The organism is Amniculibacterium sp. G2-70, from assembly GCF_014353055.1.
GTDB classification, from domain to species: Bacteria; Bacteroidota; Bacteroidia; order Flavobacteriales; family Weeksellaceae; genus Amniculibacterium; species Amniculibacterium aquaticum.
Genome location: NZ_CP060698.1, coordinates 1293271 through 1305526, shown reverse-complemented (window position 1 = coordinate 1305526; position 12256 = coordinate 1293271). Strand labels below are relative to the sequence as shown.

The window sequence follows — 12256 nt, the reverse complement described above, 5'->3', positions numbered from 1 at the left end:
GATTGGCTTATAAAAGCTGAAAAGAATCCCTGTCGTTCAAGAATTGAAATTTTTCTCTAAATTGTTGAAGGTTATTTTTGTTAAATTCAGCAAAAATAAGAGCTCCCTTCTTGGTGGAAATCAAAGTTCCATCCGCAAAAAAACAAGAACTGCTTTCGGTATAATGCAAGCGGTTGCCATCGGTGCCAATTCGGTTAACCCCAAAAACATAAGCCTGATTTTCTATCGCTCTGGCTTTTAGCAAATGATTCCACGCATCGACTCTTGGTGTAGGCCAATTGGCGACATACAACACCGCGTCGTAATCGTTGTTGTTTCTGGAAAAAACAGGAAATCTCAGGTCGTAGCACACTTGCAAAAGGATGCTAAATCCTTTGTAATCGATAACTTTTCTTTCCGTTCCCGGACTGTACACTTTGTCTTCGCCTGAGTAAGAAAACAAATGGGCTTTATCGTAATATTCGTAGGATCCATCGGGCTTTACAAAGTAAAAACGGTTGTAGAATTTGTTGTTTTCAAACACGGAAACAGAACCGCAAATGGCGGTATTTTTTTGTTGAGCAAAGGATTGCATCCAGGTCAGTGTTTCGCCGTCTTGATCGGCAATTTCTTGGGCATCCATACAAAAGCCGGTGGCAAACATTTCGGGCAATATGAAGAGGTCTGCAATAATTCCGTCAAAATTTCGTTCAATAGTAGAAAAGTTATTCTTTTTGGATTTCCATTCGATGTCCAAATTCAAACCCACAATTTTTAAAACATCCATTGATTTCAGATTTTACACAAAGATACTTGAAATAAATGTAGAAGTTTTTCTATGGGTTTAATTTCTTTTTTTGAGCTATTTTTGTACAATCTAAAATTAATATTTTACATTATGAAAAAACTATTTTTAGCCCTTTCATTGGCATTAATGGGAGGTTTGGTTTCTGCACAAGCATACACAGGAAAAGGAGATAAGAAATTGTCCGTTGGCTTCAACGGTTGGGGTTATGGTACCGGTTTGGTAGGTACTTTTGACTACGGTTTGTCCAAAATTATCTCCATCGGAGCGGGTGCTAATGTTTATTTCTCTGGGTATAAAGACAACAACCACGACAACAATGTTTTCCTTTTTGGAAGGGTAAATGCACACTTGCAACAACCCCTTAACTTACCAAAAGAATGGGACATCTATCCAGGATTGGATTTGGGCGTTTTGCACGACGATTTTGGTATTGGTGCTCACATCGGTGTTCGTTATTTCTTCAACAACAATGTTGGTATCTATGGAGAATTCGGAAACAACGGATCTCTAGGTCTTTCTTTCAACTTCTAAGACCGATTACGAATATATTAAAAGCCGGACCATCGAGTTCGGCTTTTTGTATTTGACCCAACCGTTATTCGTAAAAATCCATCGTTTTTCTTGTCTTTTCCACTTTGGCATGGATTTGATAATTAGTACATTTGCAAATCTTTAATTCAATTTAAAATAAATTCATGACATTAGTACAGTTATTTCAATTTATTCTTAGCATTTCCATTTTGGTTATTCTACACGAATTGGGACATTTTATCCCAGCAAAACTTTTCAAAACCAAAGTAGAAAAATTCTATCTTTTCTTTGATCCATGGTTTTCCATTGCCAAAAAGAAAATCGGTGATACCGAATACGGAATTGGGTGGTTGCCTTTTGGCGGTTATGTAAAAATTGCCGGTATGGTCGATGAAAGTATGGATACCGAACAATTGAAAAAACCTGCCGAACCTTGGGAGTTTCGTAGCAAACCCGCTTGGCAAAGACTCATCATCATGTTGGGAGGGGTTACGGTTAACTTTTTCTTGGCTTGGTTAATTTATGGATGTCTAAGCTTTTTCAAAGGAGAAACCTATCACGATAACAGCAAATTCGAATACGGAATTGCGGTAACTCCGGCTGCAGAGAAAATGGGTCTGAAAAATGGTGATAAAATTCTGAAAATTGATGACAAAGAAGCTCCAAAGTTTGAAACTTCGGCAATCAACATGTTATTTGCCAACACTGTTACCGTAGATCGAGGCGGCAAAGAAGTGACTTTCCCGGTGAATGAAGACGGTGTAGCAGAAATATTGAAATCCAACGAAGCCAAGGCGTATTTCCTGGCCAGAACACAAGCTGTAGTAGATACGGTTGTGGCAAACAGTCCTGCACAGAAAGCCGGCCTTTTGATTGGGGACAAAATTACGGCCATCAACGGAAATCCCATTCAGTTTTATGATGAGGTGGGTACATCCATTCAGAATTTTAAAAACAAACCTGTAGAATTTTCTGTACTAAGAAACAATACAACACAGACGCTTACCGTAACTCCGGATAAAGAAGGGAAAATAGGTTTTTCTAATTTTAAAACTTTAGGAAAGGTTTTCAACGCATCGGAGGTCAATCAACAATTTGGATTTTTTGAAGCCCTTGGTAGAGGTTTAGAAAGGACCATCGATGTTTTGGTGATGCAGGTGAAACAGTTTAAAATCGTTTTTAACACCAAGACCGAAGGATACAAGAAAGTTTCTGGTCCCATAGGAATTATTAAGCAAATGCCGGAGACGGTAAATTGGGAGTTTTTCTGGGGCTTTACCGCCATGTTTTCGGTGTGGTTGGCATTCCTTAACCTTATCCCAATCCCAGGTTTGGACGGTGGACATGTGTTGTTCACCCTTTGGGAAATGATTACCGGGAAACCGGTGCCTCAAAAAGTATTGGAAAATGCCCAAATGATCGGTGTTATTTTCTTAATGGGACTTATGGTTCTCATATTTGGAAGTGATATTTTTAAATTGATTTTCAAATAGTAAAGAAATTTTAGTTTAAATATTAAAAAAAATATTTGCAAGATATGTAAAGTGTTCCTATATTTGCACCACCTAAAACAAGGGACATTCCTCCTTAGCTCAGTTGGTTAGAGCATCTGACTGTTAATCAGAGGGTCGCTGGTTCGAGCCCAGCAGGAGGAGCAAGACTCAAATCGTAAGGTTTGAGTCTTCTTTTTAAAGTTTAGGTAAAAAGGGACATTCCTCCTTAGCTCAGTTGGTTAGAGCATCTGACTGTTAATCAGAGGGTCGCTGGTTCGAGCCCAGCAGGAGGAGCCAACAGCAATCCAGTAAGTCAATGATTTACTGGATTTTTTGTTAGTATTTTTTTCATTTTTAAATTTTTTTAAACCAAACATACGAAAAGTCAACATGACCATAGGAAAGGATTGACTGCTTCAAATTTTATTTTGTGAAGAAGTGTGTTGTGTATTGTTTGGGATGTCTATTATCTTTCCACCTACTACCACATGAAAAGTATTGTTGAAAGAACATTAGGGATGTGAATCTTTTATGGAAGAGGATTGAGAATGCATTTATTTATATTCTTTCTAAATTTGACATAATTTTGTATTTTTCATTAAAAAATTTGCATAATTTTAATTTTAATTTTAATTTTAATTAACTCCGTTAACAAATAAATAGTATAAAAATGAGAAAGATGTTATTGGAGGTAATTGTATTTGTTAGATCCCTGCTGGTGATTCAGTTTGTAAAGAAGTCATCAAAGGTAGCGGTAGATTCATAAAATCATTAATAAGAAGAAATGGAGGAAAGTGTATATAAATTTCAAAACTTAGTTTCTTACCTGGAAAAGTTCAATTACGATTTTGTTGTGGAAAATAACAAGGTCAGAATATTTTTAAAATTCAAACTGATCGTTGTGGTTGAGCTGATGGACAATTCATCGTTCAAAATATCCCATGTCATCCGTCGCGGAAGTTTGCTTATGGGGTTCCGGGAAGGGACTTTGTTTAGCTCATTGGTTTTGCAATCCATATTTTATCCTTTAGCTATACTTGTAAGTTTTACAATAAAACGATTGGATCCATCATTGGAACTTGGCTGGTACGAAATGCTGCTGCCGATATTAATGGGTTTGTGCATAATTTGGGATTTTTATTATCTCTCCACCTACTACCACACGAAAAAATTGCTTGAAGAAAAATTGGATTCGTAATTTTTTCATGGCTATTATTGAATGTTCTTATTTATATCTGTTCTAAATTTGATATAATTTTATGTTTTTCACTAAAAAATTTGCATAATTTTAATTTTAATTTTAATTTTAATTTCGCCCCCATTAACAAATAAATATTTAAAAAGTGAGAAAAATGTTATTGGCGGTAACAATTGGGCTAACCAGCTTGATGAGTGCAAATCAATTAGGTAAACAATTGGAAAGTACAAATTTAAGATTGAATAATGAAGAAAAAGCAATCGGTATTTTTGGAGGCTTTTGTACAGTTATAATTTATGAAAGATGTGGTGATGGTACTATTAATATTGTAAGGCAGTTTACAAGATGGACAGAAAGTGATGAGGAATGTAAATCATTGCAAAAAAAATCTGAAGGATTTGAACAAGTAGGCTTGAATTCTGAATTATTAACAGGTTTATAAACAATTAGTAACTATAACCATTATTTTTGTGGTTATAGTTTTTATTTTAATATGAAAAAAATAGGATCTTTAGTTTTAAGTTGTATGATTTGTATGTTCTTTGGACAAACTACAACTGTTGAATATGATTTTAAAGTTAATATTTATCAACCCTATGTTTTTCCAGCAAAACTATCATTAGGTACAAATGGAAATGTAAAATATACTGTTTTGTATGGTATTGCAGGTCAGGTGAAAAACTCTGGTGCTTATGGTAATTCACTTGTTGATAGAAGTTATTATGAGTACATTCTTTTTACAAACAAACAGAATCCTTATTATATTATTAAGGATAAGATTAGTAGGAAAGAATATGTTTTCAAAGATACCAAACATAAAATCCAATATGTGCATAAGAATGATAAAAAAGAAGTAGATGGAAAGTTGCTCTCCAGTGTAACTATAGAGTTCAGAGGAAGAAAATATACAATATGGTATGATGCGCAATCCAAGATAAAAACAGGGCCTTGGAAATTTTCTAGTCCGCCTGGTTTGGTTTACGAAGCATACGATGATACAGGAACCTATAGATGGGAATTAAAATCAGTTAATAAATCAAAAGAAATAGTGAAAAATACTATAGATAGTCATGATTTTTTAGCTTATACGGAGTATCCAATATTAAAATATGGACTTTCATCACAGTTTAAAAAAGATGGAAGCACAGATCATAACACTAGAATTGAACAAGACAGAACCAGTTTAGAAACAAAATTCGAATGGGAAAATTAAATAAAACATTATTGATGGTATCCGTTTTTCTGATCAACCCCTTGGTATTCAGTCAACGGTATCAAGTAGATTATGAGATAAAATATCAGCCTCAACTTTTGAAAAAAGAAGTTACAAAAGAACATTATGTTTTGGGTGTGGATATGGTTGAGAAAAGATCCAATTTTAATGCGATTAACTTAATGGATACAACTTTTAATAGTATTGTATTAAAAGATTTTAACAAAAGTGAATTTCAAAAATTAGAATTTATCTCTTCCAATCTTTTTAAATTAGATTATCATTTTCCCGATACTTGGAAATTGTTAAATACGACAAAAGAAATTCTAAGCTACCCGTGCTCCAAAGCTGAAATCGAATTTGGGGGCAGAATTTGGGAAGCATGGTACGCGACAACTATTGCATTTCCGGACGGTCCATATAAATTCCAAGGTTTACCAGGATTAATTTTAGAAGTGAAATCTAAAGACAATGAATACCAATTTAAAGCAACAGGAATAAAAAAAGTGGATACGATATTGAAAATGTCTAGTTCTTATGCAACTAATTTTGGAAGTAAAGAGAAAGAAATAGCTTATAAAAGAAAACTAAAGATTGATCCTACTATAAGCGAAAAATCTTCATCGATGTCCAATATTTCGTCAACTGCATTTTATAATGGAAAAGAAATTACAGGAAAAGAATCCAATCAATATAGAATAGATTCTTTCAATAAATTCATATCCACTCATAACAATCCCATAGAAAAAGGCGATATCTGGGTAAATTAATAACTTTAGAATTTAAACATTTCAGTATGTGGGATACCATCTTCCACATACCTTTTTTTGGTACTTACGAAACCTAAGGATTCGTAAAAAGTCAATAGATAATCTTGGGCAGATATTCTTATGGCTGTCGTATTGTAAAGTTTTTCAATGGTTGAGATTGCTTTTTGCATCAACATTCGCCCATGGTTTTTGCCTCGAAAATTGGGATGGCAAACCACCCTGCCGATGGAGGCTTCTTTATATTTTATTTCGGGTGGGAAAATCCTGCAATAGGCCAAGGGTTCTCCGTTGTTTTCCAACCAGATATGCGTGGCTTTTTGGTCGTCGTTGTCCAATTCCGGATAGGGACAGTTTTGTTCAACAACAAATACATCAACTCTCAATTTCAGAATGTTATAGAGCTCTTGTGTGTTGAGTTCTTCAAAAGATTTTATGTGCCACTGGATGTTATTTAACATCGTCAAATTTCACTTTGTTTTTCACCAAAAATTCATTGGTGGTTTGGATCAACGATAAGATTTCATCGCCGCCTTCTTTTTTCTCTGCAGAGGTAATGAAGGATTGTGGCAATTCATCCCAAAATTTCAACATTTCCTCATGGTATTTCTCGACATTGGCTTTCACGGCACCCGGTTTTAGCTTGTCGGCTTTGGTAAATACGATGGAGAACGGCACGCTACTTTCCCCGCACCATTCCATAAATTCCAGGTCTATTTTCTGAGGACTATGACGAATGTCCACCAGCACAAAAAGGTTTACCAAATTTTTTCTGTTAAGGATGTAGTTGGTAATAAGTTTTTCAAAATCTTTCCTTTGCACTTTGGATACTTTGGCATATCCATATCCGGGAAGGTCGGTTAGGAACCACTCGTCATTCACAATAAAATGGTTGATGAGCTGGGTTTTTCCCGGTGTTTGTGATGTTTTAGCCAGGTCTTTTCTATTCATCATCGCATTGATGAGGGAGGATTTTCCCACATTGGATCTGCCGATAAAGGCATATTCTGCAAGTGTTGGTTCTGGACAATTTTGCCATTTTTCCGAACTTTTTACAAATTCTACCGTTTTGATGATCATGATGTATCGTTTAAAAAAAAAATACCTCCACAGAGGTATTGGGTTGTTGGATTATTTTTGTTTCTCTACAAAATTATAGAGCAATTCATTAAATTTTTGCGGTTGTTCCATCATGGCAGCATGTCCACATTGGTCTATCCAGTGCAATTCCGAATTTGGAATCAGCCGATCCATTTCTATAGCCACTTCTGGTGGGGTTACATTGTCTTGTTTGCCCCAAATGATGCAAGTAGGAACGGCGATTTTGTGCAAATCTTTTTCCATATTGTGTTTTATGGCACTTCTGGCGAGCATCACGGTTTTTATTCCTTTGCCTCTGTCGTTTACCACAGAAAAGACCTCGTCCACCAATTCTTCAGTAGCTACTTTAGGATCAAAAAAAACTTCTTCGGCTTTTTTACGAATATAGTCCCTGTCATTTTTTCTTGGAAAAGAGTCACCGAAACTTCTTTCGTAAAGGCCAGAACTTCCTGTAAGAACCAGACTTTTTACCAATTCGGGTCTGGATAGAGTTAGGATTAGTCCAATATGGCCACCCATGGAGTTTCCTACAACTATTGCGGGTTGTTGTACTTCTTCTTCAATAAATTTTGCAACATGTTTAGCAAGGCTGGACAGATTGGTGTTCAGGATGGGCAAGTCATAAATCGGAAGATCCGGGAAATAAACTTTATATCCTTTGGTAGAGAAATAATCGATCAGTTGGGTGAAGTTACTGAGTCCACCCATCAAGCCTTGGAGCAAAACGATAGGTTGTCCTTCGCCTTCCTCTATGAACTGAAATGTTTTTCTTTTTTTAGCTTTAAATAACATGTAGAATAATGTCGTACCCGCAAAATTACAAATTACTAGGCATATAGATTGATAAAATTGATAAAATAATCTATTTTATACATTCATTTTTTTCTTTTTTCCTAAAAATCACTTTTAAAAAGTAAGTTTTACATGAAATATCGGGGATGCAAGGTTAATTTATTTTTCTATTTTTTTTGAAAAAGATAAATTAATGATCTTGAAAATTAATGAGTTAAATGTTTTAACATAAATAATTTAAGTAAAAAAGTACTTCAATACTTTTATATAGAAAAAATGTTTATCTTTGCAATGTAAAAATGATTCAACAAACTGTATCAACCTCAAAAAAAAGAACTCTTATGCAAGCAACAGACGAAATCATCATTAATGTTCAGGAAATTGAACCTCGATTTAGACATCAAACCATATTCGAAACTTTCAGTCAATTATTGGATGGCGAAAGTTTAATCATCCACAACAACCACGATCCACTTCCGGTATATTATCAATTGTTGGATATGTGGGGCGAGATTTTCACATGGGAATATCTACAACAAGGTCCTGAATGGTGGGATATTCGTGTGACAAAAACGCTTCATGCACACGACGATCATGAAGGACAAGAAGCCATTTTGATCAATGTGCCGGCCATAGAGCCAAGTCAGAAACATGCAACTATTTTCCAGGTATTTGATGAACTCCAACCGGGGGAATCACTAATTATTCATAACGACCACGATCCAAAACCGGTTTACTTTCAATTATTGGGCGAGAGGGGAGACATCTTTACCTGGGAATATTTAGAACAAGGTCCTGAATTTTGGGACATTCTAGTGACAAAAAATGTATTAGAAACTGAAAAATCAAATCAAGAAATGACAACATCAGAAAACAACACTCAAGTAATTGTAAATGTGCCAAGCCTAGAACCAAGACTGAAGCACCCAACCATTTTCCAAACTTTTGACGATACCCTACCCGGAGAATCGTTTATTATTCATAACGATCATGATCCAAAGCCGGTTTACTATCAATTGTTAGGCGAAAGAGGAGATGTCTTTACTTGGGAATATCTGCAACAAGGACCGGATTTTTGGGATATTCTTGTCACCAAAAGAGGCGAAGACCAGCAAGAAACCATAGGTCAAATTGCAGCTAAAGATCTTAGAAAAGCAGAAGTTTTCAAAAAATACGGCATCGATTTTTGCTGCGGCGGAAAGAAAACGGTAAGAGAGGCTTGTGCTGAAAAAGGGATCGATGCAAGCATTGTCGAGCAAGAACTGCAACAACCCGTAGCCAATGTGACCAATGCCAATATGAATTTTACTGAATGGAACATCGATTTCTTGGCCGATTATGTGGTGAATACGCATCACAATTATGTTAGAAAATATTTACCGGAAATCACTGCTTATTCTAGTAAAGTAGCAAAAGTACACGGTGCGCACCACCCAGAACTTGCGCAAATTGATGACTTGGTAGGAAAAGTGAATGCCGAACTTTCTGCGCACATGGTGGACGAAGAAACCATTCTGTTTCCAAGAGTAAAAGAAATTGTGAATGCTCAGAAAAATAACAGTCCATATTCCATCGAGGGAAGAGAAGCGTTGGAAGCCCTGATCGACGAGACGGAAAAAGAACACGACAGCGTGGGAAGAGCCATGGAAAAAATTAGAGAACTGAGTGACAACTATGCCATCCCTTCCGATGCATGTGCCAGCTACAAATTGTTATTCAAAATGTTAGTAGAATTTGAGTCGGATTTATTCATTCATATCCATTTGGAAAACAACATCATGTTTCCAAAAGCGATCGAAATAGAAAAAACTCTTTCTTAGTTTTTAATGTTCCATCCTGTAGCGAAAGTTACAGGGTGGATTTTTTATTTTATTTAGTTTATATTTCTTTTATTAAAAGTAATTCCGTACTTTTATTCTTTGAAAATTCACATCCATATCAATTCCTATTTTCATGCTTATAAACGAACAAACCAAAATCGCAGCCTTGCTCAAGCATCATCCGGATGCATTGGAAACCATCATTAGCATCAGTCCGGATTTTAAAAAACTTAGAAATCCCATTCTTCGAAAACTGATGGCGGGAAGGACGAGCATTGCCATGGCATCAAAAATTGGAGGGTGCACTCCTGAAGATTTTTTTAAAGCATTGAAGCCTTTGGGTTTTGAAGTCGATGCACAAGCCGTAGCGGTTGAAGCTGAAGAAGAAAGAAAGCCCATTCCACAAGAACTGAAAGCTATTGGAGCCGATAAAATTATAGATTTTGATGTTCGGGAAATGTTGGCAAGTGGTAGCGATCCCTTGAAACAAATTCAGCAAAAAGTGAAAGATTTGAAAGCCGACGAAGCCTTGAAAATTGTAAACACTTTCGAACCGGTACCCCTGATAAAATTGTTGGAAAAACAAGGATTTCAGTATTTTGTAGATCGTGTATCGGCCGATAAAATCGATACTTATTTTTACTCCAAAAAAGAACAAAATACCGTACAAGATGCCGTTGTGGAAGGACAGGATAGTGGAGATTGGGAAATTTTGTTAAAAAAATATGAAAATAATTTGGTAGAGGTCGATGTAAGACAAATGGAAATGCCCATGCCGATGATGACCATTTTGGAAAGTTTGGAGACCCTATCTTCCGGGAAAGCGTTGTTCGTTTATCACAAAAGAATCCCGGTATTTTTATTAACCGAACTGAAAGATAGAAACTTCGACTACCGCATCAAAGAAGTGCAAGAAGGCGAAGTGTATTTGTTGATATTTAATTTCTAAAATTATGTTTCCAGTTGCTGGACTGCAGCAGACTACTTCATACAAAGTGGTATTGCCTTTTTATTTTTATGCCGCCGTTTCATTTTTATTGGCGTGCATTTTTCTGTTTACGCATTCAGATGCTGGACAGGATCATTATTTCAGCCCTATAGTTCTTTCCATCACGCATATTATGGCGCTGGGTTGGGGCACCATGATTATTTTGGGAGCCTCTCACCAATTGCTGCCAGTACTGATCGAAGGCAGGTTGTACAGCACCGTTTTAGGATACATTTCTTTTGTATTCACCGCATTGGGGATTCCGATGTTGGCTTACGGTTTTTATGAGTTTAATTTTGGGCACCTTACCCAATGTGGTGCCCTACTTATCAATACGGGTGTTCTGTCTTTTTTTATCAATGTTTTGGTAAGTGTTTTTAGAAATCACAAAGCCAATATGCATGCGTGGTTCATGTCCACAGCAACCGTTTGGCTTTTGACCACCACCGTTTTTGGGATGCTTTTGGTATTTAATTTTACCTATGCTTTTTTACCTTCAGAATCGGTGAAATACCTTTCTTTGCATGCGCATCTTGGGATTTTAGGTTGGTTTTTGATGATGGTTTTAGGAGTGGGTTCCAGACTGATACCCATGTTTTTGATTTCAAAGTATCAAAGCAAAAAGACATTACAATGGATTTATGGATTGGTCAATTTTTCTTTACTGGCTTTCATTGCCATCAAGTTAATGGATTTTGGGAGCGTAACTTTGCTATTGCCTATCGTTTCGGCATTAGTGGGAATATTTTTATTTGGAAATTATTGTTATCAAGCCTACAAGGTAAGAATTAGAAAGAATGTGGATCTGCAAATGAAAACCTCACTGATTTCGGTTGTTCAAATGTTTATACCCATTGTGGTCATTTCTTTTGTAATAGCTCTATCCAACAGCGAAAATCAAGGGAAGTTGGGCATGCTGTACGGATTTTGTATTTTCTTTGGGTGGATAACCGCCATTATTTTCGGGATGACCTTCAAGACCTTGCCCTTCATCGTTTGGAATCGTTCGTATCACAAAAAAGCACACGCCGGAAAAACTCCTGCGCCCAAAGAGTTGTTCAACGATTCTATTTTTTACATCATGCTCATCGCCTACTTAGTAGGATTTATTATATTTATTTTTGGAATTGTTACCGGCCACGACATGGTGCTGAAGTCAGGAGCTGCGCTTCTGGTACTTTCGGCCCTTTTGTATGTGATGAATGTAATGATCGTATTTTTACACAAACCTAAACAGATATGACAGTAGAAACCAATGACCAAGAAAAGTGCGAATTGGCACTTAAAGGATTGTATTTTGTAGATGACCCAGAAATTGGACTGAATGTGGTCGATTTGGGACTGATCTATCAAATCGAATTTATTGAAGAGGAAGAAAAAACCGTGTACACCATCATGACACTAACTTCGCAGTTTTGCCCAATGGGCGACAGCATTGTGAGTAATGTTACCGAATCCATACAGTCGGCATTTACAGATTGGAAAATAAAAGTTGAATTGACTTTTGAACCGGCTTGGGACTCCAGTAAAATTTCTCCGGAAGGTCAAGAATTTTTAGGATATTAA

The 12256-nt window shown here is 36.2% G+C and carries 14 protein-coding genes and 2 tRNA genes; 12 read left to right on the top strand and 4 right to left on the bottom strand.

Translation table 11 applies throughout. The annotated features are described in order from the left end of the window. Positions 1–7: 7 nt before the first annotated feature. On the bottom strand, positions 8–766 hold the full coding sequence (locus tag H9Q20_RS06000; protein ID WP_124641974.1) for an amidohydrolase: 759 nt from the start codon (positions 764–766) through the stop codon (positions 8–10). Positions 767–877: 111 nt separating this feature from the next. On the opposite strand from H9Q20_RS06000, the gene H9Q20_RS05995 reads away from it, so the two are divergent. The 8 genes from H9Q20_RS05995 (at position 878) to H9Q20_RS05960 (ending at position 5992) form a co-directional block, all read left to right on the top strand. Further along, the gene (locus H9Q20_RS05995; protein WP_124641976.1) at positions 878–1318 is read left to right on the top strand and encodes a DUF6646 family protein; all 441 of its coding nucleotides are present in this window, start codon (positions 878–880) and stop codon (positions 1316–1318) included. A gap of 164 nt (positions 1319–1482) precedes the next feature. After that, the gene (rseP, locus tag H9Q20_RS05990) at positions 1483–2811 is read left to right on the top strand and encodes an RIP metalloprotease RseP (protein WP_124641978.1); all 1329 of its coding nucleotides are present in this window, start codon (positions 1483–1485) and stop codon (positions 2809–2811) included. An 88-nt stretch (positions 2812–2899) separates the two neighbouring features. After that, positions 2900–2973 (top strand) — tRNA-Asn (locus H9Q20_RS05985). A gap of 58 nt (positions 2974–3031) precedes the next feature. Further along, positions 3032–3108: transfer RNA gene (locus H9Q20_RS05980), tRNA-Asn, on the top strand. Between the two features lie 487 nt (positions 3109–3595). Next, the gene (locus H9Q20_RS05975) at positions 3596–4009 is read left to right on the top strand and encodes a hypothetical protein (RefSeq protein WP_187478525.1); all 414 of its coding nucleotides are present in this window, start codon (positions 3596–3598) and stop codon (positions 4007–4009) included. A gap of 154 nt (positions 4010–4163) precedes the next feature. After that, entirely contained in the window at positions 4164–4451 is a 288-nt protein-coding gene (locus H9Q20_RS05970; protein ID WP_187478524.1) for a hypothetical protein, read from the top strand. A 51-nt stretch (positions 4452–4502) separates the two neighbouring features. Beyond that, complete coding sequence (locus H9Q20_RS05965) at positions 4503–5222, top strand: GLPGLI family protein (protein WP_187478523.1); 720 nt, start codon at positions 4503–4505, stop codon at positions 5220–5222. After that, positions 5210–5992, top strand: a complete 783-nt coding sequence (locus tag H9Q20_RS05960) for a GLPGLI family protein (protein ID WP_187478522.1) — start codon at positions 5210–5212, stop codon at positions 5990–5992. The genes H9Q20_RS05965 and H9Q20_RS05960 overlap by 13 nt, the downstream gene beginning before the upstream one ends. A gap of 5 nt (positions 5993–5997) precedes the next feature. Here the strand turns inward: H9Q20_RS05960 and H9Q20_RS05955 are convergent, their stop codons facing one another. Genes H9Q20_RS05955 through H9Q20_RS05945 form a run of 3 tightly spaced genes read right to left on the bottom strand, consistent with a single transcriptional unit; the run spans position 5998 to position 7882 of the window. Then, on the bottom strand, positions 5998–6450 hold the full coding sequence (locus H9Q20_RS05955; RefSeq protein ID WP_124641990.1) for a GNAT family N-acetyltransferase: 453 nt from the start codon (positions 6448–6450) through the stop codon (positions 5998–6000). Continuing rightward, positions 6440–7069, bottom strand: a complete 630-nt coding sequence (yihA, locus tag H9Q20_RS05950; protein WP_124641992.1) for a ribosome biogenesis GTP-binding protein YihA/YsxC — start codon at positions 7067–7069, stop codon at positions 6440–6442. The genes H9Q20_RS05955 and yihA overlap by 11 nt, the downstream gene beginning before the upstream one ends. Before the next feature lie 51 nt (positions 7070–7120). Continuing rightward, positions 7121–7882 (bottom strand): alpha/beta fold hydrolase, encoded by a 762-nt coding sequence (locus H9Q20_RS05945; protein ID WP_124641994.1) that lies wholly within the window; start codon positions 7880–7882, stop codon positions 7121–7123. Positions 7883–8223: 341 nt separating this feature from the next. Here H9Q20_RS05945 and ric point away from each other — a divergent pair, with 341 nt between their 5' ends. The 4 genes from ric to H9Q20_RS05920 all read left to right on the top strand — a co-directional run bounded on the left by ric (position 8224) and on the right by H9Q20_RS05920 (position 12256). Beyond that, positions 8224–9702, top strand: a complete 1479-nt coding sequence (ric, locus tag H9Q20_RS05935) for an iron-sulfur cluster repair di-iron protein (RefSeq protein WP_222933884.1) — start codon at positions 8224–8226, stop codon at positions 9700–9702. Between the two features lie 133 nt (positions 9703–9835). After that, positions 9836–10651 (top strand): DUF2249 domain-containing protein, encoded by an 816-nt coding sequence (locus tag H9Q20_RS05930; RefSeq protein ID WP_124641996.1) that lies wholly within the window; start codon positions 9836–9838, stop codon positions 10649–10651. 4 nt (positions 10652–10655) lie between these two features. Then, on the top strand, positions 10656–11933 hold the full coding sequence (locus tag H9Q20_RS05925) for a cytochrome C oxidase subunit I (RefSeq protein ID WP_124641998.1): 1278 nt from the start codon (positions 10656–10658) through the stop codon (positions 11931–11933). Beyond that, complete coding sequence (locus H9Q20_RS05920; protein ID WP_124642000.1) at positions 11930–12256, top strand: metal-sulfur cluster assembly factor; 327 nt, start codon at positions 11930–11932, stop codon at positions 12254–12256. The genes H9Q20_RS05925 and H9Q20_RS05920 overlap by 4 nt, the downstream gene beginning before the upstream one ends.